The organism is Pseudomonas sp. MWU16-30316 (genome assembly GCF_020515645.1).
Lineage (GTDB): Bacteria > Pseudomonadota > Gammaproteobacteria > Pseudomonadales > Pseudomonadaceae > Aquipseudomonas > Aquipseudomonas cerasi.
The window spans coordinates 250,706-275,180 of record NZ_JAIZAZ010000001.1; the positions used below are offsets into that span (position 1 = coordinate 250,706).

The 24,475-nt window shown below is 60.2% G+C and carries 23 protein-coding genes; 11 read left to right on the forward strand and 12 right to left on the reverse strand.

Going from position 1 to position 24,475, the window contains the following annotated elements; translation table 11 throughout:
- The first annotated feature begins 678 nt into the window (after positions 1–678).
- Positions 679–3,213 carry an ATP-dependent helicase HrpB gene (gene hrpB / locus LCH65_RS01295; RefSeq protein WP_226439067.1) on the forward strand — a complete coding sequence of 845 codons (2,535 nt, stop codon included), beginning with the start codon at positions 679–681 and terminating at the stop codon, positions 3,211–3,213.
- A 197-nt stretch (positions 3,214–3,410) separates the two neighbouring features.
- Here the strand turns inward: hrpB and LCH65_RS01300 are convergent, their stop codons facing one another.
- Entirely contained in the window at positions 3,411–4,307 is an 897-nt protein-coding gene (locus LCH65_RS01300; protein ID WP_226439068.1) for an EamA family transporter, read from the reverse strand.
- A 331-nt stretch (positions 4,308–4,638) separates the two neighbouring features.
- On the opposite strand from LCH65_RS01300, the gene LCH65_RS01305 reads away from it, so the two are divergent.
- Positions 4,639–5,094 (forward strand): helix-turn-helix domain-containing protein, encoded by a 456-nt coding sequence (locus LCH65_RS01305; RefSeq protein WP_044309413.1) that lies wholly within the window; start codon positions 4,639–4,641, stop codon positions 5,092–5,094.
- A gap of 60 nt (positions 5,095–5,154) precedes the next feature.
- On the forward strand, positions 5,155–5,517 hold the full coding sequence (locus LCH65_RS01310; RefSeq protein ID WP_226439069.1) for a hypothetical protein: 363 nt from the start codon (positions 5,155–5,157) through the stop codon (positions 5,515–5,517).
- 133 nt (positions 5,518–5,650) lie between these two features.
- Here LCH65_RS01310 and LCH65_RS01315 read toward each other — a convergent pair whose 3' ends face one another.
- The 3 genes from LCH65_RS01315 to LCH65_RS01325 form a co-directional block, all read right to left on the reverse strand.
- Positions 5,651–5,899, reverse strand: a complete 249-nt coding sequence (locus tag LCH65_RS01315) for a hypothetical protein (RefSeq protein WP_003368741.1) — start codon at positions 5,897–5,899, stop codon at positions 5,651–5,653.
- A 173-nt stretch (positions 5,900–6,072) separates the two neighbouring features.
- Positions 6,073–7,215, reverse strand: coding sequence for an endonuclease/exonuclease/phosphatase family protein (locus LCH65_RS01320; RefSeq protein WP_226439247.1), 1,143 nt, complete (start codon positions 7,213–7,215; stop codon positions 6,073–6,075).
- Positions 7,216–7,248: 33 nt separating this feature from the next.
- A complete protein-coding gene (locus tag LCH65_RS01325; RefSeq protein ID WP_003368738.1) occupies positions 7,249–7,911 on the reverse strand; it encodes a YciC family protein in 663 nt (220 codons plus the stop codon).
- 197 nt (positions 7,912–8,108) lie between these two features.
- Here LCH65_RS01325 and LCH65_RS01330 point away from each other — a divergent pair, with 197 nt between their 5' ends.
- The 3 genes from LCH65_RS01330 to LCH65_RS01340 all read left to right on the forward strand — a co-directional run bounded on the left by LCH65_RS01330 (position 8,109) and on the right by LCH65_RS01340 (position 10,320).
- On the forward strand, positions 8,109–8,813 hold the full coding sequence (locus LCH65_RS01330) for a DUF2076 domain-containing protein (RefSeq protein ID WP_003431652.1): 705 nt from the start codon (positions 8,109–8,111) through the stop codon (positions 8,811–8,813).
- A 397-nt stretch (positions 8,814–9,210) separates the two neighbouring features.
- Entirely contained in the window at positions 9,211–9,687 is a 477-nt protein-coding gene (locus tag LCH65_RS01335) for an NYN domain-containing protein (RefSeq protein ID WP_003313837.1), read from the forward strand.
- Between the two features lie 21 nt (positions 9,688–9,708).
- Positions 9,709–10,320 carry a 3'-5' exonuclease gene (locus LCH65_RS01340; protein WP_164989731.1) on the forward strand — a complete coding sequence of 204 codons (612 nt, stop codon included), beginning with the start codon at positions 9,709–9,711 and terminating at the stop codon, positions 10,318–10,320.
- A gap of 4 nt (positions 10,321–10,324) precedes the next feature.
- Here the strand turns inward: LCH65_RS01340 and LCH65_RS01345 are convergent, their stop codons facing one another.
- Positions 10,325–10,792, reverse strand: coding sequence for an Lrp/AsnC family transcriptional regulator (locus LCH65_RS01345; RefSeq protein ID WP_096106912.1), 468 nt, complete (start codon positions 10,790–10,792; stop codon positions 10,325–10,327).
- Positions 10,793–10,959: 167 nt separating this feature from the next.
- On the opposite strand from LCH65_RS01345, the gene yedA reads away from it, so the two are divergent.
- Together yedA and LCH65_RS01355 are read left to right on the forward strand one after the other, a co-directional pair.
- Positions 10,960–11,874 carry a drug/metabolite exporter YedA gene (yedA, locus tag LCH65_RS01350; protein ID WP_044309420.1) on the forward strand — a complete coding sequence of 305 codons (915 nt, stop codon included), beginning with the start codon at positions 10,960–10,962 and terminating at the stop codon, positions 11,872–11,874.
- A 62-nt stretch (positions 11,875–11,936) separates the two neighbouring features.
- On the forward strand, positions 11,937–13,265 hold the full coding sequence (locus LCH65_RS01355) for a DEAD/DEAH box helicase (protein WP_003368731.1): 1,329 nt from the start codon (positions 11,937–11,939) through the stop codon (positions 13,263–13,265).
- A gap of 166 nt (positions 13,266–13,431) precedes the next feature.
- Here LCH65_RS01355 and LCH65_RS01360 read toward each other — a convergent pair whose 3' ends face one another.
- Both LCH65_RS01360 and LCH65_RS01365 read right to left on the reverse strand, forming a co-directional pair.
- Positions 13,432–14,664 (reverse strand): TIGR03862 family flavoprotein, encoded by a 1,233-nt coding sequence (locus tag LCH65_RS01360; RefSeq protein WP_180336240.1) that lies wholly within the window; start codon positions 14,662–14,664, stop codon positions 13,432–13,434.
- Between the two features lie 106 nt (positions 14,665–14,770).
- Positions 14,771–15,688 carry a histone deacetylase gene (locus tag LCH65_RS01365; protein WP_122267407.1) on the reverse strand — a complete coding sequence of 306 codons (918 nt, stop codon included), beginning with the start codon at positions 15,686–15,688 and terminating at the stop codon, positions 14,771–14,773.
- A 120-nt stretch (positions 15,689–15,808) separates the two neighbouring features.
- On the opposite strand from LCH65_RS01365, the gene LCH65_RS01370 reads away from it, so the two are divergent.
- The 3 genes from LCH65_RS01370 to LCH65_RS01380 all read left to right on the forward strand — a co-directional run bounded on the left by LCH65_RS01370 (position 15,809) and on the right by LCH65_RS01380 (position 17,974).
- Positions 15,809–16,378 (forward strand): GNAT family N-acetyltransferase, encoded by a 570-nt coding sequence (locus tag LCH65_RS01370; protein WP_003368726.1) that lies wholly within the window; start codon positions 15,809–15,811, stop codon positions 16,376–16,378.
- Between the two features lie 139 nt (positions 16,379–16,517).
- Positions 16,518–17,387 (forward strand): acyl-CoA thioesterase II, encoded by an 870-nt coding sequence (tesB, locus tag LCH65_RS01375; RefSeq protein ID WP_003368725.1) that lies wholly within the window; start codon positions 16,518–16,520, stop codon positions 17,385–17,387.
- Positions 17,384–17,974: an HAD family hydrolase gene (locus tag LCH65_RS01380; RefSeq protein ID WP_003431646.1), complete on the forward strand. Its 591-nt coding sequence runs from the start codon at positions 17,384–17,386 to the stop codon at positions 17,972–17,974. The genes tesB and LCH65_RS01380 overlap by 4 nt, the downstream gene beginning before the upstream one ends.
- Positions 17,975–18,214: 240 nt before the next feature.
- On the opposite strand, the gene LCH65_RS01385 is transcribed toward LCH65_RS01380, so the two are convergent.
- The 5 genes from LCH65_RS01385 to LCH65_RS01405 form a co-directional block, all read right to left on the reverse strand.
- Complete coding sequence (locus tag LCH65_RS01385) at positions 18,215–19,204, reverse strand: hypothetical protein (RefSeq protein ID WP_003368723.1); 990 nt, start codon at positions 19,202–19,204, stop codon at positions 18,215–18,217.
- 4 nt (positions 19,205–19,208) lie between these two features.
- Positions 19,209–20,099, reverse strand: coding sequence for a neutral zinc metallopeptidase (locus LCH65_RS01390; RefSeq protein ID WP_226439070.1), 891 nt, complete (start codon positions 20,097–20,099; stop codon positions 19,209–19,211).
- 172 nt (positions 20,100–20,271) lie between these two features.
- Positions 20,272–21,558 (reverse strand): MFS transporter, encoded by a 1,287-nt coding sequence (locus tag LCH65_RS01395; protein WP_226439071.1) that lies wholly within the window; start codon positions 21,556–21,558, stop codon positions 20,272–20,274.
- A 342-nt stretch (positions 21,559–21,900) separates the two neighbouring features.
- Complete coding sequence (trmA, locus tag LCH65_RS01400; RefSeq protein ID WP_054081983.1) at positions 21,901–22,986, reverse strand: tRNA (uridine(54)-C5)-methyltransferase TrmA; 1,086 nt, start codon at positions 22,984–22,986, stop codon at positions 21,901–21,903.
- Positions 22,983–24,278 (reverse strand): NCS2 family permease, encoded by a 1,296-nt coding sequence (locus LCH65_RS01405; protein WP_003368719.1) that lies wholly within the window; start codon positions 24,276–24,278, stop codon positions 22,983–22,985. Before LCH65_RS01405 ends, trmA begins: the two co-directional genes overlap by 4 nt.
- Positions 24,279–24,475 lie beyond the last annotated feature (197 nt).

A 24,475-nucleotide genomic window follows, 5' to 3' on the forward strand; every position in this document is an offset into this window, starting at 1 on the left:
AATCGGGATTGCCTCAAGCGTAATGGTTGTTCCCGGCATTAAACGTCCCAAATGACTGAATTGGCAAAGCGCACACGATTAGTCTCAATATTCAGCCTGACTCAGTGTGTTCAGAAAAGGGGGGGATGCCCGTACGCTTACAGCTCGAACACATCCTCAAGGGCACAATCCATCGTATGCCAACTTATCGATGGACCCTCCTGTAGGTTCCACTTGGAATTACTTGGCCAACCACCGATAACCCGTTCACGAGGCTCGGCGTTGGAGCGAACGGCAAACTGAGCCTTGAAGGTGGCAGGGGTGTGCCAGACACAAAACTTTTCCTTCCTTTGAGCCCCAGGCATCTTCTATTCGCTTGTGTTGGCTATCGACTCCCTCAACGAGGCACCACGCTGAGTCTTACCGAAGCAGCATTTATTTGGACGATGATCCTCAATGGTGCCAACCGCTACGTATTTGCAACGGATATACAGGATATCGATGAGATCAAGTCTCGCACTGTCTCTCGTGACCTATTTGATGCAGATGCGAAGCTTTGGGCGGGGCGGACTCTGTGCGAACATCTCACGGGGTTTTCATGGCACCGACAAGTTATGCGTTAGCGCGCTTGGAGTGAAAGGCGTCAGGCGAAGTTGGGATGGTTACCCGTTACAATAGCCAGCTTACCTGGGAGCCCCCATGACCTCGTTACCCATCGATGCCGTCCTGCCAGCCCTGCGCCAGGCCCTGATCACGCGCCATGAAGCCGTACTCGAAGCCCCTCCCGGTGCGGGTAAGACCACGCGCGTGCCGCTCGCGCTGCTTGAGGAAACCTGGCTGGCCGGGCAGACCATTCTGATGCTGGAGCCTCGGCGCCTGGCTGCGAGAGCGGCTGCCGAGCGGTTGGCCAGTGAGCTGGGCGAGAAGGTCGGCGAGACGGTGGGCTATCGGATTCGTCTGGAAAGCCGGGTCGGCCCGAAGACGCGTATCGAAGTGGTCACCGAGGGGGTCCTCACGCGTCGTTTGCAGGACGATCCGGCGCTGGAAGGTGTGGGGCTGCTGATTTTCGATGAGTTTCACGAACGCAGTCTGGATGCCGATCTGGCCTTGGCCCTGAGCCTCAATGGTCGGGAACTGTTTCGGGACGATCAACCGCTGAAGATTCTGCTCATGTCGGCCACGCTGGAAGGCGAGCGGTTGGCGGCGTTGCTCGACGACGCGCCGGTGGTGCGCAGCGATGGGCGCATGTTTCCGGTGAGCCTGCAGTGGGGGCGTCCTTTTCAGCCCGGTGAGTTTGTCGAGCCGCGTGTCGTGCAGACGGTGCTGGATGCGCTGGGCAGCGAGTCCGGCAGCCTGCTTGTGTTTCTGCCGGGGCAGGCCGAGATTCGTCGGGTCAACCAGCAACTGGCGGAAGCACTGGGTGAGCGCGCCGACATTCTGCTGTGCCCTTTGCATGGCGAGCTTGATCTGAATGCGCAACGCGCGGCTATCGAACCGGCTCCCAAGGGCACGCGCAAGGTGGTGCTGGCGACCAACATTGCGGAAACCAGTCTGACCATCGACGGCGTGCGCGTGGTGATCGATGCCGGCTTGGCGCGGGTGCCGCGTTTCGATCCGGGCAGCGGTATGACGCGTCTGGAAACACAGCGTATCTCCCGTGCCAGCGCCACCCAGCGCGCTGGCCGGGCAGGGCGGCTGGAGCCGGGCGTGTGTTATCGGCTGTGGTCCGAAGCGCAGCACGATCAACTGGCCGCCTACGGGGCGGCAGAAATTCTTCAGGCGGACCTCGCCGGGCTCGCGCTGCAACTGGCTCGCTGGGGCGTCACGCCTGCGCAACTGGTCTGGCTGGATATACCGCCAGCCGCGGCTTATGCACAGGCGCAGGATTTGTTGGTGCGTCTGGAGGCGTTGAACAATCAGCCGGGTCAGCCGCCAGCCCTGACGCCACACGGTCAGGCGATGGCTGAGCTGCCTGCTCATCCGCGCATCGCCCATCTGCTGTTGCGCGGCCATGCGCTAGGGCTGGGCGAACTGGCGTGCGACGTGGCGGCCTTGCTGGGCGAGCGCGATATCTTGCGCGGCGCTGGCGCGGACCTGCACAGCCGCCTGACCCTGCTGGCCGGCACCGAACGCGCGGCGCGCGGCGCACAAGGCGGGGTACAACGGGCCAGACAACTGTCGCGGCAATATCGCGGGTATCTGCGCGGCGCGGCGAGCAGCCCGGTCAGCGATCCGGACCACTCCCGCTGGCTGGGCGCCTTGCTGGCGCTGGCTTACCCGGATCGCGTCGCACAGCAACGCCGAGCGGGCGGAGCGGAATACCGATTGGCCAACGGCCGCGCGGCACTGTTCGCCGAGGCAGATGCGCTGATGAAACAGCCATGGCTGGTCATCGCGGATTTGGGCAGCCGCCAGGGCCAGCGCGAAGAACGCATTTACCTCGCCGCCGAGTTCGATCCGGCACTGTTCGACTCGGTGTTGGCCGAGCAGGTCATCAGCGTGGACCAGATCGACTGGGACGAACGCGAAGGTGTATTCCGCGCCGAACGACAGCGCAAAGTCGGTGAACTGATCATCAGTCGCGAACCACTGACCGGCCTCGACGACGCAACCCGCAGCCATGCGTTGCTGGCGCTGGTGCGTCGCAAAGGCCTGGAACTGCTGCCCTGGACGCCGGAACTGCGTCAGTGGCAGGCGCGTGTTGCGCTGTTGCGCAGCCTGGATATCGAGAAAAGCTCAGCGAGCGAGTGGCCTGATCTGAGCGACGCACAACTGCTGGCGACACTCGAAAACTGGCTGATGCCCTACCTGGGCAAAGTCACCCGGCTCAGCCATTTCAGCCAGCTCGACCTGTCCTCCATCCTGCGCAACCTCCTGCCATGGCCAATGCCGCAACAACTGGAAGCGCAGGCCCCGCAGACCATCCAAGTGCCGTCTGGCTCGAATATCCGTATCGACTACAGCGAACATCCGCCGATTCTGTCGGTGCGGCTGCAAGAGCTGTTTGGCTTGTCCGATACGCCGCGTATCGCCAATGGGCGGCAGGTGCTGAAACTGCACTTGCTGTCCCCGGCACGCCGCCCGGTGCAGGTGACGCAGGACCTGGCTAACTTTTGGCGGTCGACCTATATAGATGTGAAGAAGGACTTGAAGGGGCGTTATCCCAAGCATTACTGGCCGGATGATCCATTGGTGGCGGAGGCTACGGCTCGGGTCAAGCCTAGGGGGACGTAGGAGGGCCAAACGCTGGCTACGCCTTAGTAGGCCGGACGCTCTCTGGAGTCTTCCTTGACGCATCAGGCGTAAGGGCAATAGCGATAGTTTGAGGACAGGCCTTTCCAAACCGCCCGCCGAAGCGCGAGCAAGAAAATCGCAGGGGGCTATCTACCCGTTCAAGCTCAGGCCCCTGCGTGGATAACCGGCTCAACCTGTCACCTCAAAACTCTGCCGTCCCGCCCAATCAACCCATCAAAAATCCGTCTTCCATACAACCCAACGCTCAGTCCCGTAACAATCAAAAGCACCGCCAGTACCTTGCCCGTCGACATATGCTCGTTGAATATCACGACCGAGCCCAGCATCCCGAAAATCGGCACCAACAGCGACAGCGGAGCCACAGTTGAAATGGGATAGGTCTTTAGCAACGAGTTCCATATCCAGTAGGCGAACAGGGTGTTGGGATAGACCTGAAACAGAATCGACAGTACTGCGGTGGCGCCGATATGGTTCACAAACATGATGTAGCCGACGCTGCCGTTAATGGCGTAATCAAGGGCGAACAGGGGAATAGGCGAGAAGGCGCTGGACCATACCAGAAAAGCAAAGACATCCCTGGTATTGGCCTTTTTGTTAATGATGTTGGCGACACTCATGGACAACGCGCCCACCAGCACCAGCAGCATGCCGAGAAGGCTGACCGAGCCGTCGCTGATCACTATGACGCTGAGCAGACCGCTGAGCGCAATGAGCATGCCCAATATCTGGAACCGGTTCAGTGCTTCCCTGAATACCCAACTGCCTAGCAGGATGCTGAAGAACGCGCTGAACTGCAGTACTAGCGAAGCGATCCCGGCCGAGAGCCCGGCTTTGATTCCCAGATTGACTATTCCCCATAGCCCGATGCCGAAGACCAGCCCATAACCGATGAGATATCGCCAGGGCACATCGGGCCTACGGACAAAAAAGATCGCTGGCAGGGCGCAAAGACTAAAGCGCAGGCCTGCCAGAATGAGTGGATCGACGTTTGTCAGCCCCAGTTTGATCACTGAGAAGTTGATTCCCCAGATGGCCATGACCAGCACAGCCAGCGCTATGTGCAATGGTTTCATTGATGATTTGCCTTGTCATGAATCACTGAGGGAATTTGTAGCTACGCCCAGTACAGCAGCGCAATACCGCTGATGGCTGCAGCCGGCAGACATGCAGCGACCCAGCAAGACTTCGCATAAGTGTAAGTGGCCGCCAAGGGCGCCGACGCCGACGCCGCTGCCGCTGCCCAACGAGTAGAAGCATCATCATTCGTCCTTGATATAGTTTCTAATTGAAACCAGGTGTTGATTTTTAGCAGCGCTGGTTTTAATTTGCAACTACTGTTGTGGGTTCGCATTTACTCGACACAATGTCTTCTGCACACTATTTGGCGCCTGACGTCGGAGATACATGGCCAGACAGAAGTTGATGGCGCAAAGCGAATGTCCGGTGGCTCGCGCGCTCGAGGCTATTGGAGATCGCTGGGTATTGATGATCCTCCGAGAGGCCTTTGACGACGTTCGCCGTTTCAGCGAGTTCCAGAAAAACCTCGGGCTGGCCAGGAACATACTTGCTGCAAGGCTCAAGCTGCTGGTCGAGCTAGGAGTGTTTGATGTGCAGCCAGCGTCGGATGGCAGTGCTTACAAGGAGTACGTGCTTACCGAGATGGGGCACGCCGTATTTCCTGTTGTAGTAAGCATGCGCCAGTGGGGCGAACGCTTTCTGTTCAGCAAGGGCGATACTCATTCGGTACTGCTGGATAACGAATCGTCGCAGCCTGTGGACACTCTCCTGGTTCGCTCGAAAACCGGTAAGGTGTTGACTTCAGCAGACTGTCATCGGCTTCGGATCAAGCGTGAGTCCTGAAAACTGCATGTTTGTTCGTCAATTGCTCAAGTGAGCATACCGCGTCATGAGGTTGGTTCTATGTACGTCGAAGACATCGAAACCCTCGCCCTGTCACCTGACGGCCGCTATCGGGTCGAGGCAACACCGTGGGAAGCGGGCAATTCACACTGGGTTTTTCCGCCCGTCATCATCGATACACAGCAAAACTGTTGTGTCTTTTCTTTTAAAAGCAGCCTCTGGACAGCGGATCGAGCAATCTGGCTGGATGCGACAAGAGTCGAGCTGAAACTACGCAAATACCCCGGAGGGCTCACCGGGACCGGAATAGCCGTCGCTATCGACTGCGCGCGCGGCACAGCTGTTTACGGAGCTGGGCTAGAAATAGAGCTATCGAAGTTCGAGGAGGCTCTCGATACGATGGTGGGTGATGTGAAGGCTTGAATGCCAATCTGGTCGGTGCTTTAGCATCGAACTCTTGCTATTCAAAGTGCCGGGTGTTGAACACCTGATCAAATGTTGGATATTCAGATACCCAGAGAACGCCAGGGCGCAAAGCCCTGGCAGGTAGCAGATGTCACTTTTTCTTTTTAGCCGGCTTTTCAGCCTTTTCTGATTTCTTGGCCTTTTCTGGCTTGCTATCAGCTTTTTTGGCAGCTTTCTTTGGCTCGGCGTCTTTTTTCTTGTCTTTCTTTTCGGAAGACTTGGAAAGCGTCGAGGCCGCTTCAGATTTCTTTGCCGGTGATGCTTTCTTGTCTTTCAGGTCCTTGCTGGCTTTTGAGGCTTCGCCTTTGCTTTTCTTGTCGTCTTTAGCCACGTTGATCACCCTTTGGTGTATGCCGGTATTGGCACGTCGCCCATGGAAGTATGCACAGGCTAATCATTAGGCGAACGCGCTCAGAAACGGTTCAAACTGTTTTGACACTGTCGGCTGTGAGGGCGCTATGCGAAAGTTTGGTGGCCAGCCAGAGTATTGAAACCCGAATGCTGCTCGCTCCCTCAAGGCAAAACCGGCAACAAAAACCGCCCGATCACCGGCAAGTGATCAGAGATCAACAACGTGTCATCCCTGCGCACCCTCGCACTCACTCGCTTCAAACTCGGGCTGTAGAACAGATAATCCACCGTCCGGTCCGGCCCGTTGATGCGGCTGTCGTTGGGGAAGTGCGTCAGCCATTTGCTGCGGTCGATACCGCTGGATTCGGCGTTGTCGGGGATCATCGGGTATTTTTCCCACAGCTCGTGCAGTTCGCTGTCGGCGGCGTAGCCGAGGCGTTGCTGCTCGGGGAGGCGCTGGTATTGGCCCAGCGGCAGCAGGTTGAAGTCGCCGCCGATCAGCCAGGGCGTGCCGCCGCTTTCCAGCTTGTCCAGCTGCGTTTCAGTGGCCGCGACCTGTTTTTGTGCGGTGTCGCCGGCGTGTCTGGCGGTGGTCAGGCTGGTGTTGATGACGGCCAGTTTGCCGCCGTCACGCAAGGGCAGGTAGCTGACCAGCAAGGCATCTTTTGGCTGGAACTGACGGCTGATGATGTTGGCGTCGGGCACCGGCAGTTGTATACGTTCGGCGCTGTCGATGTGGAAGCGGCTGAGGGTCGCGAGTTTTCTGCCGACGCTGCCCCAGATATGCGGGTTGGGTACGAACTCTGCCTTCCAGTAGAACGCCTGCGTGCTGCACGGGTAGAGGTCCGCCACACGTTCCTTGATCAGCGCCAGCTGATCCTGATAGTCGGAGTTCTTGGCGCCATCGTCGACGCCTTGCAGCAGCACGATGTCGGGCTGTTCATCACGGATGACCCGCGCCACTTCATCCAGGTTGTAGGCAAGGTCTTCATGGGTCGGGCGCTCGTCCGGGCCGCTGCCGTCGGCCATGTCGTACCAGAACACATAGCGTTTACCCGCCAGGTACTGGATGTTCCAGGTCATGACTTTCAGCGCTTGCCCCGGCACCAGTTTCGGTGCTTCGACCGCTGGGTTGCAGCTCGCCGTGAGTAATTCACGGGCTGGAGGGCGCCAGGTCAGTTGGAAAACCAGTAACAGCAATACGGCGACCAGCAGCAAGCCGTACAGGGTCAGACGTAGCAGTAAACGGGGCATCGGCTCGACTTGGAGCGCCTGGCGCTCAGTGAGGGATTCGGCATTGAGCATACCGAATCGACGCACCTGACGTCAGCCTTTGCTTCAGGCGCGGTGTGCGGGTTCGCTGATCAGCATGAACAGGCGGAACGTCACGATGGTGGTGAACAGTTGCAGGAAGCTGCCGATGCTGTCGGTGATCACGGAAACCGCTGCGCTTTGCGGTTCCGGAAACAGGTACAGGCTGGCGCCCTCGAGCAGCCACAGGGGAATGTAGACGCTCAGTACGCACACCAGAATGCGCGTGAAGTGTCCGGTGGTCATCTGCATGCTTTCGCGCATGGCCATGAACGGCGTGAGTTTGCGCAGAACCAGCAGGTATTCGCTGAACGCCAGTTTGATCATTACCCAGATGCCGGGTACCACAAACAGTGAGAGGCCGAACATGATCAGCAGGGTGCTCATGGCCGACAGCACGGCGAAGGTCGGCCACAGGCGCACGGCCATGGCCAGTACATCGCGGGTGTGTACGTCCTCGCCACGGCTGCGTGCGTCGAGAAACAGGATCAGCGCGGCTGTATAGACAGGGTAGAAGAACAGTCCGATCACCAATGCATAGGCAGGCGAAGTGTCGGCGGACATGGCGCTGCCCAGCGCTTGTTTGGCCAGCACTTCAAGGATCACGACAGGCAGGCACAGCAGCGCGATGCTGCCCAGATTACGCCGAAAGAAATAAAGCGAATCCTGGATGATGTTCAACGGGTTCATGGAGATAGATCGCAGGCTAAAAGCAGGCGCACACTTTAGCCCATGCCCCCTGTCTAACCAAGCGCAGTGGTTTTCGGCGCACGGCTTGTTATCTTTTTCTTCATGTCATTGAAGCGCGTCGATGAGGCCCCATTTTCTGCACATGGTCCTGCCATTGCGGCAGGGAAGAATTCCAGTGGCAACTCAGTGAGGTGGTCATGAACAGCGAAGAGCAAACCCTGATTGACGGTCTTTTCTCGAAACTGAAAGACGCTGAAACGGCATCCTCCCCGCGAGATGCTGCGGCCGAGGCGCGTATCAAGGAGCATCTGACCCGCCAGCCCGCTGCGCCGTACTACATGACGCAGGCGATTCTGGTGCAGGAAGCAGCCGTCAATCAGCTCAATCAGCAGGTAAAACAGCGTGATGAGCAGATTCAGCAGTTGCAGGCCGAGCTTCAGCAGGCCAGGGGGCAGTCCTCGTCCGCGCCAGCGAGTGGCGGGTTTTTGTCGAGTATCTTTGGCAGCAGCGCACCGCGCGCCTCGCAGCCGCAACCGAGCCAGCCTTCCAGTGGCGGCTGGCGTGATGGTGGTGGTTTCAATCCTGCACCTGCGCCCGCAGCGCCACAGGGCGGTTATGCCGCGCCTGCTCCGGCTGCCGGCAGCGGCTTTCTTGGCGGGGCGCTGAAGACCGCGGCCGGTGTAGCGGGCGGTGTGCTGCTGGCAGAGGGCATCAGCAGCATGTTCAGCCACCACAGCCAGCCGCAGGAGATCGTCGAGGTCATTCACGACGCGCCACAGGCTCAGGACACCGGCTCGTTCAATGATCAGGGCGGTTGGGGACAGCCGGATCAGCAGTACACGGCTGACGACAGTTTCGACGATGGTGGTGACATGTTCTCGGACGATGATTCGTTCGTTTGAGGACGTGACGGTCGTTCGTCACGTTCCAGCGCGCATCGTTATGCACAAATCTCCAAGAGCCCGAAAAGCGTGACTTTCGGGCTTCTGCCCGCAGGTCGGGGGCGGCGATCCGCGTTGCTCACGAATACGATGATACAGATGCTCCATTTTCAGGGGTTACCGGCCTCTTCGCGAGCAAGCTCGCTCCCACGGCCTGCGGCCAGAATCAAGAGCAGACTTGTGTATAACGATCAGCGCTGGAGCGTGGGAACGATAATCTGTGCCATGCCGCGCGGGCCTCGCAGCGGCCGATACCGATCCATCCCTCAATTCCTTCCTCAAACTGGCATACTGGGCGCCGATTCACGTTCCGGATCGCTGTAACCCGTGGGCATGTTGCCCGCCATGAGGAATTGCGGTGAAGAAGATCGCGGTGTTCGCCGACGTGCAGAACCTGTATTACACCGTGCGCCAGGCGCATGGCTGTCATTTCAATTACGCCGCCTTGTGGGCGGATATCAGCAAGCGCGGCGAGATCGTTCACGCGTTTGCGTATGCCATTGATCGTGGCGACAGCAAGCAACAGCAGTTCCAGCAGATCCTGCGCAATCTGGGGTTCACCGTCAGGCTCAAGCCGTACATCCAGCGCAGCGACGGTTCGGCCAAAGGGGACTGGGATGTCGGCATCACCATCGATATTATGGATTTCGCGCCGCAAGTGGACGAAATCGTGCTGGCGTCGGGTGATGGCGATTTCGACATGTTGCTCGAACGCGTGATCAGCAAGCATGGGGTCGAGGCGGTCGCCTACGGCGTACCGGGGCTGACCGCGAATTCGTTGATCCGCGCCGCCAGCCGTTACGTGCCGATCGAAGGCGCGTTGTTGTTGAAATGAATTTACAGGGCCAGGCCAGTGTTGGAACGTATTGCAGTCATCGACTTTGAAACCACCGGTATCTCCCCAGGCCATAGCTGCCGGGCGACCGAGATTGCGGTGGTGATCATGGAGCAGGGACGTATCGTCGAGCGTTTTCAGAGCTTGATGAATGCCGGCGTGCGTATTCCTGCGTTCATCGAAGGGTTGACCGGCATCAGCAACAACATGATTCGTACCGCCCCCAGCGCCGAGCGGGTGATGGGCGATGTGGCGGATTTCGTCGGCTCGACACCGCTGGTGGCGCACAACGCCTCGTTCGACCAGAAGTTCTGGGATTACGAGCTGTCACGTATCCAGCGCACGCGCGAACAGAGCTTTGCCTGTTCACTGCTGCTGGCCCGCCGTCTGATGCCTGGCGCACCGAACCACAAGCTCGGCACGTTGACCCGCTACGCGCGCCTGCCCGACACCGGCAAGGCTCACCGGGCGATGGCCGATGCGGAAATGGCGGCCAACCTGACCGTGCACCTGACCAACGAATTGCGCCAGACCCACGGTATCTCAGCCATCTCCCACCAGATGCTGTGTTCCCTGCAGAAAGTCCCGGCCGCGAAGATCAGCGAAACGCTGAAGCGTCAGCGCGGCGTCTGACCGGTCAGTGCTCTTGCTTGCCGTTGTTGATCAAGTAATCAGCCGGCAGGCTGCGTTCCACTGCCGTTGACAGCACGATTGACGTCTTGCTGAAGCCAAACTTGGCGATCCGGTTGATCAGGTCTTCCAGGTGCGGCATCGAATCGACCGCCGCGCGCATGATCACACATGGGTCGCCCGTCACCCGGTAGCACTGGATCAGTTCGGGGACTTTCCACAGTTCCTTATACGCCTGCTGATTGCCGTGACTGCCCATGCGCAACTCGATCAGGCACTGAATCGGCAAGCCGACTTTCGACAGGTCAACCTTCGCTTCGTAGCCGGTAATCACACCACTGGCCTCCAGCTTGGCGACCCGCTCGGCCACGGCGGGCGCGGACAGATTGACCAGCTTCGCCAGCTGCGCAAAAGACGCCCGGCCATTTTTCAGCAGCTCATCGAGCAGAATCCGATCGTATTTATCCAGGGTCATGGCGTGCCTCGTACCGTGCGGTGGGCAATTTTAAAATAAAAGGAAAACAGGACTTACAAGCATTGAATCGTAAGTTTCAGCGCGGTTTAAACAGGTTTGTCTGCTTAATATCCGCCTTGGGCCTTCATACAATAGGTCAACCATAACAATGATCCCAAGGCCTTGCCATGCCTCAGTCCGTTCGTGTTTCACCTTTGCTCATCGGTGCCTTTCTGGCCTTGTACCTGATCTGGGGTTCTACCTATCTGGTGATCCGCATTGGTGTGGAGTCATGGCCACCGTTGATGATGGCGGGTGTGCGCTTTCTGATTGCCGGCTGCCTGATGTATGGCTTTCTGCGGTTTCGCGGCGTGCCTGCGCCGACCTGGCGCGAGTGGAAAGCCGCGTTCGTGATCGGCTTCCTGCTGCTGGCCTGCGGTAACGGCGGTGTGACCCTGGCTGAACACGCAGGCGTTGCATCTGGCGTTGCAGCACTGGCGGTGGCGACCATGCCGCTGTTTACCCTGCTGTTCGGCCTGTTCTGGGGCAATCGCACCACTAACCTTGAATGGGCGGGCATCGTGCTGGGCCTGATCGGCATCGGCCTGCTGAACCTCGGCTCCAATTTGCAGGCCAGCCCTTATGGCGCCGCCGTGGTGATCTTTGCCGCCGCAGCCTGGGCGTTCGGTTCGGTGCTGAGCAAGCACCTGCCGTTGCCGAAAGGCCCGATGGCCAGTGCGGCGGAAATGATCACGGCGGGAGCGACGCTGCTGATCGGCAGTGCCTTGAGTGGCGAGCGTCTGGCGCATATGCCGACGGCGGCGGGCTGGGGTGCGCTGCTGTATCTGGTGGTGTTCGGCTCTATCGTCGCGTTCAGCGCTTATATGTACTTGCTCAAGAACGTGCGCCCGGCTGCGGCGACCAGCTACGCCTACGTCAACCCGGCCGTGGCAGTTATGCTCGGCGTGGTGTTCGCTGGCGAAACGATCGGTGTCGAAGAGTGCATGGCCATGGTGGTGATCATCAGCGCCGTCGTGCTGATTGGCCTGCCGCAATGGCGCAGGTCGCCGCCGCAAGAGGTCGTATCGACACGCACAAGCTAACCGAGGCGCGCCGGACAGGTTAAACTGCGCGCCTTGCGTTGAATCTTTCCTACGGTATTACCATGACATTCGCCTCTCTCGGCCTGATCGAACCCTTGCTGCGCGCCCTCGAAGCGCTCGGTTACCAGACTCCGACGCCTGTACAGACCCAGGCAATTCCTCCGGTACTGGCGGGCCGCGATCTGATGGCAGCTGCGCAGACCGGCACCGGCAAGACCGCAGGTTTTGCTCTGCCGCTGCTGCAACGGCTGACCATGGAAGGCCCGAAAGTCGCTCCCAACTCAATTCGCGCGCTGGTGCTGGCGCCGACCCGTGAGCTGGCCGATCAGGTTCACGAAAGTATTCGTCAGTACGCCGAGCACCTGCCGCTGACCACCTACGCGGCTTACGGCGGCGTGAGCATCAACCCGCAGATGATGAAGCTGCGCAGGGGCGTGGACGTGCTGGTCGCGACCCCCGGTCGCTTGCTCGATCTGCATCGTCAGAACGCGGTCAAGTTCTCCCAGTTGCAGACGCTGATCCTCGATGAAGCTGACCGTATGCTCGACCTGGGCTTTGCCGAGGAGCTGCGCGGTATCTATGCCGTGCTGCCCAAGCAGCGCCAGACCTTGCTGTTCTCTGCGACGTTCTCCGACGAGATTCGTCTGCTGGCCGCGCAGATGCTCAATGACCCGCTGACCATCGAAGTCAGCCCGCGCAACGTCGCGGCGTCTTCGGTCAAGCAATGGGTCGTGACCGTCGACAAGAAACGCAAGGCGGATCTGTTCATCCATCTGATGAAGAAACATCGCTGGGGTCAGGTGCTGGTGTTCGCCAAGACCCGGGTTGGCGTCGATCAACTGGTGGATCGCTTGCAGGCGCTGGGCATGAACGCCGACGGTATTCACGGCGACAAGCCGCAGGCCACCCGCCAGCGTGCGCTGGACCGCTTCAAGAGCAACGAAGTGAAGATTCTGGTGGCCACCGACGTGGCGGCGCGCGGTCTGGACATCGATGACCTGCCGACTGTGGTCAACCTGGACCTGCCGATCGTGGCCGAGGATTACATTCACCGTATTGGCCGCACCGGCCGTGCGGGGCTGACGGGCGAGGCGATTTCGCTGGTGTGTGCCGATGAGGTCGAGTTGCTGTCAGCCATCGAAGTGCTGACCCGCCAGACCCTGGAGCGCAAGGAAGAGCAGGACTTCGAACCGGAGCATCGCGTGCCGAGTACGGATGCCAGCGGCCAGATCCTGAAAAAGCCCAAGAAACCGAAAAAACCCAAAGTGTCGGGCAGCAAGCGCAACCTGGGCAAATGGGTCGACAGCGGCGAGTCCGAGCCTGCGCCGGTGGTCAAACCGGTACGCAAGGTCCCGGTTTTCAACACCGGCCCGCGCAAGAAGAAGCCTTGATATACACATGTGAGAGCGAGCCGGGCGACGCTTCGCTTGCTCCCTAAGAGGCCATGACAGACTTTGGAAGTAGGGCGGCAGGACCATCGTCTTCGTGAGCAAGCTCACTCCCACAGAAGGATTTATGTATAACGCTGAGCGCAGAGCATACGCACAGGAATCACTGTTAGTTCAGCCACTCCACCATCCCCAACCCCGCAGCGCGGCCGCTGGCGAAGCAGGCGCTCAGCAGGTAGCCGCCGGTTGGCGCTTCCCAGTCGAGCATTTCACCGGCGCAGAATACGCCTGGTAATTGCCTGAGCATCAGACGTTCGTCCATGGCCTCGAAGGTGACGCCCCCTGCGGTGCTGATGGCCTCATCGATGGGGCGTGGTTTGATCAGGGGCAGTGGCAACGCCTTGATCGCCTCGCTCAACAACAGCGGATCGGCAAACGCTTCACGAGGCGCAAGCTCGCGCAGCAGCGCTGCCTTCGCGCCGTCCAGCCCCAATTGGCTGTGCAAATGCTTGGACATCGAGCGCGAGCCGCGCGGTTTGTTCAGGGCTTTGTGAATGTCCGACAGCGTTTTGCCGGGCAGCAGATCGATATCCACAACCGCTGAGCCGTGCAGGTTGATTTGTTCACGAATCTGCGCCGACAGCGCATACACCAGGCTGCCTTCGACACCCGTCGCAGTCAGCACGCATTCGCCCAGGCGCAGAGCCTGGCCATGCAGGCCCATCGCAATATTCTTCAGCGGCGCACCGGCAAACTTGTCGCGCAGCAGGTCGCTCCAGGCGTTCACCTCGAAACCACAGTTGGCGGCCTGCAAAGGCGCAACCTCGACCTGCTGTGCTTGCAGCCATGGCAGCCAGGCCCCGTCAGACCCCAGCCGCGCCCAACTGGCACCGCCCAGCGCCAGCAACGTGGCTGCAGGTTTGATTGCCAGTTCATCGTCAGCATGAGTGATGCGCAGGCTGCCATCAGCCTTCCAGCCTAACCAGCGATGCCGCGTGTGAATCGTGACGCCCGCATCACGCAGCCGCTTGAGCCAGGCGCGTAGCAGGGGGGCGGCTTTCATGTCTGTGGGAAACACGCGCCCCGAGCTGCCGACAAAGGTCTCGATACCCAGCGCATGAATCCACTGGCACAGGGCATCAGCGTCAAAGCCGCGCAACAGAGGTGCGATCATCGGCGAACGTTCGGCATAGCGCGCCAGAAATGCCGGGTAGGGCTCGGAGTGGGTGATATTCATGCCGCCCACCCCGGCGAGCAGAAACTTGCGCCCAACCGACGGCATGGCGTCGTACAGATCGACCTTCAGCCCGGCCTGGCTCAATACTTCTGCTGCCATCAACCCGGCAGGGCCGCCTCCGATGATGGCGACGGTTCGGGCAGCGGAGGGGGCGAGGTCGGTCATGGTCAGCGAAATATCGATAGCAGAGGGGTGGGGCATTCTACCCGAGCGCTCTTTCAAGGTGTGGCGCACGTCATGGCCTGCGACTCAAGCGAAGTACCGAGCGGGGTCACAAGCCCATGTCGTTCCAGACCCGTTGTGCACTGTGGTGGAGAATCCCGTGGCGTCTTGCCAGTGCCCGGCGGTCCTTGCTGTAGCCACCGCCAATCACGCCCATGACCGGAATGTCGCGGCCCAGACAATGACGCAGCACCGCTTCGTCGCGATTGGCCAGCCCCTGGTCGGTGAGCTGCAGATAACCCAGCGCATCATCCTTGTGGACATCGACCCCTGCGTCATACAGCACCAGGTCCGGCTTGTAGAACGGCAGCAGGTAGTTGAGCAGGTCGTCGACCACGTTGAGGTAATCGGCGTCGCCCATGCCCATCGGCAGCGGGATGTCCCAGTCGCTCTGCGCCTTGCGTGCCGGAAAGTTCTTTTCGCAGTGCAGCGAGACGGTAATGGCGTCCTCGGTATCAGCCAGAATGCGCGCCGTGCCGTCACCCTGATGCACATCGCAGTCGAAGATCAGCACCTTGTCCACGCTGCCGCTTTGCAGCAGGAACTGACTGATCACCGCCAGGTCATTGAAAATGCAGAAACCCGCCGGGTAGTCATAGTGCGCATGGTGGGTGCCGCCCGCCAGATGGCAGGCCAGACCATGCTTGAGAGCCTGCTCGGCAGTCAGCAGTGAGCCGCCCACCGCACGGATGGTTCGGCGTGCCAGAGCCTCGCTCCATGGCAGCCCGAGACGTCGCTGGTCTTCGCGCGACAGATCGCCGTCAAGGTAGCGGTTAATGTAGGAAGGATCGTGAGCCAGCGCCAGAATGTCCGCCGGGCACAACTCGGGACGCATTAATTGAACGTCACTGGTCAGGCCGCTGTCGATCAAGTAATCGCGCAACAAACGAAACTTGTCCATCGGGAAGCGATGATCCGCCGGGAAATCCGGGCTGTAGTCTTCGTGGTAGATAAGCGGTAGGGACATTTTGCGTCCGTTGAAGGGCCGAAGCCCGATAGTGCCAGTAAAGTATCCGCACGCCCAGTTGTGTGGCGCAGTGGATACCCGCACTGACGCCCACTCATGTCTCGTTACACGGGGGAATCGATGGAACCGATACTCAAGCTTGATAGCGCCCGACTGCTGATGCGGCAGTGGCGTGACGATGACTTGCCAGCGTTCGCCGACATGTGTGCGGACCTTCGTGTCATGCGCTATTTTCCTCAACCCCTGAGCCGTCTTGAAAGTGCTGCCATGATCGGACGGTTGCGTGGTCATTTTGCCGAGCTGGGCTTCGGGTTCTGGGCGCTGGAGCGCAAGGATACCGGCGAATTCATCGGTTTTACCGGGCTGCATGTCGTGGGTTTCAAGGCACCTTTTACGCCCGCTGTGGAAATCGGTTGGCGGCTGGCTTATGACCACTGGGGCCTGGGCTTTGCCAGCGAGGCGGCCTGGACCGCGCTGGGCTGTGGTTTCGAACGCCTGGAGCTGAAGGAGATCGTGTCGTTTACCGCGGTCAATAATCAGCCGTCGCAAAAGGTCATGCAGGCAATCGGTATGCAGCAGGATGAGTCCGGCAACTTCGATCACCCCAATCTGGAGGACGGCCACCCGCTCAAGCCGCACGTGCTGTACCGGATCAGTCATGAGCAGTGGCTCAAGACGCTGAAGCCTTGATCAGGGTGTAGATTGAATTAAGCCAACCATTTTAAATCTGTATCATTCCATTCCAGTGGGATGGGCTTGAGGCCTGTCGGAAAATGCAGCGACTGCCGTTGCCGTACCAGTGCAAAGTCGATGTATGAGAGGAATGAGAATGAGCCAAGTGCTGGATGATCTGGTTGAGCTGCTGACGCTGGAAGCCATTGAAGAAAACCTGTTCCGCGGGCATAGCCAGGATCTGGGCTTTCGCCAGTTGTTTGGTGGTCAGGTGCTGGGTCAGTCGCTGTCTGCCGCCAGTCAGACGGTTGAAGAGGACCGTCATGTTCACTCGCTGCACGGCTACTTTCTGCGTCCCGGCGATGCCGGTTTGCCGGTGGTCTATCAGGTGGATCGCGTACGTGACGGCGGCAGTTTCAGCACGCGCCGCGTCACTGCCATCCAGAAGGGCAAGCCGATCTTCACTTGCAGCGCGTCGTTTCAGTACGATGAAGAGGGCTTCGAGCATCAGGCACCGATGCCGCAGATTGTCGGTCCGGAAAACCTGCCGTCCGAGCTCGAGTTGCTGACCCGCCGCGCACACCTGATCCCTGAAGCGATGCACGACAAGTTTCTGCGTCCCAAACCGATCCAGTTCCGTCCGGTGACCTCCGAGGATCCGTACGATCCCAAGCCCGGCGAGCCCGTGAAGTACGTGTGGTTCCGCGCCGATGGCAGCCTCCCGGACGTGCAGGCACTGCATCGTTACATGCTCGCCTATGCCTCCGACTTCAACTTGCTGACCACGTCGCTGTTGCCACATGGCAAGACGGTCTGGCAGCGCGATATGCAGGTTGCCAGCCTTGACCATTCGCTGTGGTTTCACAACGACCTGCGCACCGATGACTGGCTGCTCTACGCGATGGACAGCCCCTGGGCAGGCAACTCGCGCGGCTTCTCGCGCGGCAGTATCTTCAACCGCGCCGGGCAACTGGTCGCATCGGTCAGTCAGGAAGGGCTGATCCGCCATCGTAAGGATTGGGCATGACACTCGAAGGTATACGGCACTGGGTGTTCGACATGGACGGTACCTTGACCGTCCCTATCCACGACTTCCCGGCCATCAAACGTGAATTGGGCATCCCTCAGGACGATGACATTCTCGGGCATCTTGCTGCGTTGCCTGCTGAGGAATCGGCGGCCAAGCACGCCTGGCTGCTGGAGCATGAACGCGAGCTGGCGCTGGCTTCGCAGCCTGCCGAGGGCGCGGTCGAGCTGGTTCGCGAGTTATCGGCGCGCGGTTATCGACTGGGCATACTCACCCGTAACGCCCAGGAGCTGGCGTATATCACCTTGAAGGCTATCGGCCTGGATGACTGCTTTGCCGTCGAGGATGTCCTGGGCCGCGACGAGGCGACCCCCAAACCGGACCCTGCAGGTTTGCTGAAACTGGCCACTCGCTGGAGTGTCGAGCCGAAGCAGATGGTCATGATCGGCGACTACATGCATGACCTGAACTGCGGCCGTGCGGCGGGCGCCAAGACTGTTCTGGTCAACCTGAAGGACAACCCCTGGCCGGAGCTGACTGACTGGCATGCGGAGGATTGCACAGTGCTGCGCGGGATGCTGAGGTGATCTGGGCTGCCTACCGTGCCAATGCGGAGCGCTCACCGTTATCCACAAGTCTTTGTGGGAGCGACCGGGGCGGCGATCCGCATTGCTCGCGAAGACGGTATTTCAGTCGATGCATTTTCGACGACTATGTTGACCCTTTCGCGAACAAGTTCGCTCCCACGGCCTCCGGCCAGAATCAAAAGCGGACTTGTATGTGGCGTTGCACGCGGAGCGTGGGGACGATAGTTATATCCCTATCACTCAAAACGGCTTGAACAGCACCGCCTGACCTTCCGGTGAAGTGAAGATCCCGTCGCCGTTGTGGCCGACTTTCGGCACGATCACCAGACGCTGGTTCAGCCCTTCCGGGTGACGCTTCTGCAGATAGTTGAAGTAGTTCTGTCCGCGAATCAGGCGGTAGGGACCTTGCGCTTCGGCGGCACAGGTCTTGTCCAGCGCCGGGTGGTTGCGGTCGGTGTCCAGCTCGCCCATCAGGTAAGTGATGTCGCGCTTCACGTAATTCTTCTCGATGTCAGCCGGCTTTTCCTTGCCCGAGTAGAACGGCATCTTGTTGAGACCGTATTTCCAGTCGTTGAAGTTCGGGCAGCTCTGCGCGGTTACCGGCTCAGGTCGTTCCGCGTCGAAATAAGCGTAGGACGACGGATTGGCGATCACGTAGCGCAGCTTCACGCCTTCGCGTTGCAGCAAGGCGTCTTCCTTGCCGCCGATCATCGCGTAGCGCTGCACCACCTGGGCACCACCGGAGTGCCCGGCAATGACGATTTCCTTCAGGTTGGGAAACAGCTTGCTGTCGCTCAGGCGCTTGAGGATGTGGTCCAGCACCAGAAACGAGCTGACCGGCTTGGGATCGGTGGAGGTTGCACCTTCCATCCAGCTGTTCTGGCGCCAGCGCAGGATAGAGTCCGGCAGGTGGTGCGCGACGATATCCTTTTCATCCAGAAATTGCGGGGCGATCAGCAGGGTCTTGCTGCGCTCTCTGGACTGGTTGGCCGCACGTTCGATGCTGCGCAGGTAGGTTTGCGCATTGCGCAGGCGACCGTGCAGGACGATCACTACGCGCTCGATCTTCGGTTTGGGGTGTACCCACTCCTGGCTCAACCCCAGAGTCGCCTCAGCGCCATTGATGGCGAGGCGATCCGGGCTGATGGAATTGACCGCTTGATCCTCGGCATGCGCCCCGAGGCTCACGAAGGCAGTGCTCAACAACAGGACCAGAAGCGGTTTAATCATGTGCTCAGAGACTCTTGGCGGCGAACGTATCGCATTGATTGATTTGACCTTGGGCAAAGCCTGCCTTGAACCAGCGTACACGCTGTGCAGACGTGCCGTGAGTGAAGGAGTCCGGAGCGACTCGACCACTGCTTTGCTGTTGCAAGCGATCATCGCCGATAGCGTTGGCCGCGTTCAATGCTTCTTCAATATCACCCGGCTCGAGCCAGTTCAAACGATTTTGTGCGTTGTACGCCCAAACACCGGCAAAGCAGTCCGCCTGCAGCTCTTGGCGGACCAGTAAACCGTTGGCACCTTCCATTTTCTGCCCGGCCTTGCGAGCCTTGTCGACCTTGGCGGAAATGCCCAGCAGCGTCTGCACATGGTGCCCGACTTCGTGAGCGATCACGTAAGCCTGAGCGAAGTCGCCAGCGGCGGAAAAGCGCTGGGCCATTTCACGGAAGAAGTCCATGTCCAGATAGACCTGCTGGTCTGCCGGGCAATAGAACGGACCGGTTGCCGAGGTCGCGCGACCGCAGGCCGAGTTCACCTGGCCGCTGAACAGCACCAGCGTAGGGTCCTTGTATTCGCGACCATTCTGGGCGAACACGGCACGCCAGGTGTCCTCGGTATCGCCAAGGATGCTGCGCACGAATTCGGCCTGCTGGTCGTTGGCCGGCGGCGCTTCACGCGTCTGCGCGCTGGGTGGAGCGCTTTGCTCGGTTACTTGCCCGGTCAGTTGCCCGAGAATCTGCATCGGGTCCTGACCAGTGAGCAGGCCGATGGCGACGATGATGACGATGCCGCCCAGACCCAGGCCCTTGCCGCCGATGCGCATGCCACCGCCGCCACCACTGCTGCCGCCATCGCGCGCATCGACTACGTTGTCGCTGCGTCGGCCTTTTTTCCAGAGCATGTCGGATCCCTCTTCTTTTCGTGCAATGAGTGTCGCTGCTGATACGCGAATACGCCAGTCCGGCGTGTTCCGGCCAGCATCGTGTGCAGAATGCGAGGGTATAGAGGTGCGCCGGGGCTGATTGGTTCGCGCAAGCTGTACCGTGGCTGTGTTTTGCTGAAATCCGCCGCTGTCAGGCCTGTTTGACGGTCTGCGCGTTGAGCACGTCCGGCGGCGATGCGTCGGCAAAACGGTCGACCTGGCGCAACGATTTGAAGCCCGTCATCCAGGCACCGACCACGCCCAGCGTGCAGACGCCACCCATGATTGCGGCAGGGATGGCGCCGACCAGCGAGGCACTGGTGCCTGCGCGGAACTCGCCCAGCTCGTTGGAGGAGCCAATAAACAGCATGTTCACGGCATTGACCCGGCCGCGCATGTTGTCCGGCGTCGAGAACTGCACCAGCGCCGAACGAATGAACACGCTGACCATGTCCGCCGCGCCCGCGATCAGCAGGGCCAGGCATGACAGCCAGAACAGTGTCGACAGTGCAAACACCAGATTCGCTACGCCGAACAGGCCGACGGCGAGAAACATGGTCATGCCGACGTTGCGCTGCAGCGGGCGCATGCTCAGGTAAATGCCCACGCCCAGTTCTCCCAGGCTCATCGACGCCCGCAGCATGCCCAGCCCTTGCGGTCCGAGGTGCAGCACTTCATGGGCGTAGATCGGCAGCAGCGCCACCACGCCGCCGAGCAGCACGGCGAACAGGTCCAGCGAAATGGTGCCAAGGATGATTGGCCGCGAGCGAATGAAGGCAATACCTGCGGTGAACCGGCCCCAGGCGCTGGAGCCCAGTTCCACCGGTTTACCGGCAAAGGGCGTTGTCACGGGGGACAGAAACAGGATGCCGGCAATGAAGGCTGCGACGCAGACCGAATAGGTCAGCTCTGCGCCGCCCAGCCAGTACAGATAGCCACCGATCAGCGGGCCACCGACGGTCGAGCAGCGCATGATCACGCTGTTGGTGGCGATGGCCGAGGGCAGCTGGTCGCGCGGGACAATCTGCGGCAACAGGCTTTGCAGCGCCGGACCGGTAAAGGCGCGGGCGCAGCCATACAGCATCAGCGCGCCGTAGATCAGCCGCAGGTCTTGCAGCTTCAGCGCCGAGAACACCAGCAGAATGACGCCACAAATCGCCTGCACCCCCCAACTGAGCATCAGGATGATCTTGCGGTTGTAGCGGTCGATCAGATCCCCGGCAGGCATCAACAGCAGCAACATGGGAATGAACTGAGCAAGGCCCACATACGCCAGCGCCATCGGCTCGCGGGTCATGTCATACACCTGCCAGGCAACGACCACCGCTTGAATCTGCATGGCAAACACCGCCATCAGACGCGAGAGGATAAAACTGACGAAACCGGGCTGGCTGGACAACTTGACCGGGGCAGAAGGCGCGGAAGACTCGGAGCTCAAGAAAAAGGATCCCATCGAAGCAGCTGATTCAGGTTTTTGGTTTATACCCCAGCGTATCGATAGGAAGCTAATAAATATTCTGACAGTTTCGCCGTGACGGGTATGAAAGAATCTGCGCCGCGTCGCATGTACAGGATAGGACGCGGAGCGTTCGGAACGGCATGCGACGCAGAGCGCCGCACGATAGTCGAGATTATCGTTCCTCACGCTCCAGCGTGGGAATGCCGTGGGTGACGCTCTGCGTCACAGATCTACGCCGCGCCGCCTGTTCAGGATAGGACGCGGAGCGTCCAGAACGGCATGCGACGCGGAGCGTCGCACGATAGTGGCGTCCGGGGAGCTTCAACGGCGAACCAGCAGCACTCCCGATTCCATGTGGTGGGTGTACGGAAACTGATCGAACAGCGCGCAACGCTCGACCCGGTGGGTGTCGTGCAGTTGGGCGATGTTGGCGGCCAGGGTTTCCGGGTTGCAGGAAATGTACAGAATGCGTTCGAAGCGCCGGGTCAGTTCGCAGGTGTCCGGGTCCATGCCGGCGCGGGGCGGGTCGACGAACACGCTGCCGAAATCGTAGCTCTTCAAGTCCACGCCGTGCAGACGACGGAACGGGCGCACTTCATTCAGGGCTTCGGTCAGTTCTTCGGCTGACAGGCGCACCAGCGTGACGTTGTCCACGCCGTTGTCATCCAGGTTGCTCAGCGCCGCGTTGACCGAGGTCTTGCTGATTTCGGTCGCCAGCACCTTGCGCACGCGGGTGGCCAGCGGCAGGGTGAAGTTGCCATTGCCGCAATACAGCTCCAGCAGGTCGTCCTGCCGCTCGCCCAGCGCGTCGAAGGCCCAGTTGAGCATCTTGCCGTTCACCGTGCCGTTGGGCTGGGTGAAAGCGCCTTCCGGTTGCCGGTAGCTGAACGTGCGGCCAGCCACGTCGAGCTTCTCGGTCACGTAATCATGACCGATGACCAGCTTCTGACCCTTGGAGCGGCCAATCAGGCTGACGTCCAGTTCGGCAGCCAATTGTTCGGCTGCGGCCTGCCATTCGGCGTCCAGCGGGCGGTGATAACACAGGGTAATCATCGCGTCGCCTGCCAGCGTGGTCAGAAAGTCCACCTGAAACAGCTTGTGGTTCAACGTCGGGCTGGCTTCCCAGCGTTCGCGCAGCACCGGCATCAGCGCGTTGATGCGGTCGCTGGCGATCGGCAAGCCTTCGAGCAGGATCGGCGTCCTGTTGTCGCCCGGCGCGAACATCGCGTAGTAGCGCTTCTGGTCTTCGCGCCACAGGCGGAACTCGGCGCGCAGCCGATAGTGTTCGCGTGGCGAGTCGAACACCTGCGGCTCGGGTGCATCGAACGGCGCCAGTAACTCGCGCAGGCGGACGGTTTTTTCTTCGAGCTGACGGTCGTAGCTCGCAGGGTCGAAGGGAACACTCATGCGTTGAACCACCCCAGCTTGATCACGAACAGGATCGACAGGATCACCAGCGCGGAATTCAGCTCGCGCCAGCGTCCCGACAGCAGTTTGATCGCGGTCCAGGAAATGAAGCCAAAGGCGATGCCGTTGGCAATGGAGTAGGTGAATGGCATGGCCAGGGCAGTGATGACTACTGGCGCTGCGACTGTGATGTCATCCCAGTCGATTTCCGCCATGCCGGACGCCATCAATACGGCGACGAACAGCAGCGCGGGTGCGGTCGCGAAGGCCGGCACGCTGCCGGCCAGCGGGGCGAAGAACAGCGCCAGCAGGAACAGCACGGCGACCACTACGGCGGTCAGACCTGTGCGGCCACCCGCACTCACGCCTGCAGCCGACTCGATGTAGCTGGTGGTGGTCGAGGTGCCCAGCAGGGAACCGGCCATTGCGGCAGTACTGTCGGCGATCAGCGCACGGCCCATCTTCGGCATGTGCCCGTCCTTGCCCATCAGCCCGGCGCGTTTGGCCACGCCGATGAGGGTGCCGGAGTTGTCGAAGATATCGACGAACAGGAAGGCAAAGATGATGCTGACCAGACCGACGTCCAGCGCACCCATGATGTCCAGTTGCATGAACGTGGGTGCCAGCGAAGGCGGCATCGACACCACACCGCCAAACGGCGAAAAGCCCAGGGCGATGGACACCAGGGTGACCGCGAGGATGCCGATCAGCACGGCGCCGCGCACTTTGAGGTAATCCAGGGCCACGATCAAAAAGAATCCCAGCGTCGCCAGTACCGGGGCTGGCTGTTTGAGATCGCCCATGCCGACCATGGTCGCCGGGTTGCTGACCACGATACCGGCGTTACGCAGGGCGATCAGCGCCAGAAACAGGCCGATACCGGCTGCAATCGCCGAGCGCAGGGGCAGGGGAATGCTGTTGATGATCCATTCACGGATCCGGAAGATCGACAGGATGAAGAACATCACCGCTGAAATGAACACCGCGCCCAGCGCCACCTGCCAGCTGTGACCCATGTGCAGGACCACGGTGTAGGTAAAGAAGGCGTTCAAACCCATGCCCGGTGCCAGGGCGATCGGGTAGTTGGCGATCAGGCCCATGACCGTCGAGCCGATGGCCGCTGCCAGGCAGGTGGCGACGAACACGGCGCCCTTGTCCATGCCGGTTTCGCCGAGGATGCTCGGGTTGACGAACAGGATGTAAGCCATCGCCAGGAAAGTCGTGACGCCCGCAAGAATCTCGGTCCGCACGTTGGTGTTGTGTGCCTTGAGTTGAAACAGCCTTTCCAGCATGTCTGGCTCTCCGTGACGCGGCGCGCGTCGTGAATGATCGACTCCAGCAGCAAAGCACAGACTGCAGGGCAGCCCGTTTGATTTTTGCGGCTCGGAAAAAGCCGCGCATCATACCAGCAGCTTGGCGGGATGGCTGCCTGTGGATGACGGCCTTTCGATGACAAGTACGCTCATCAAGAAAGCCTGAACGTTGCAAA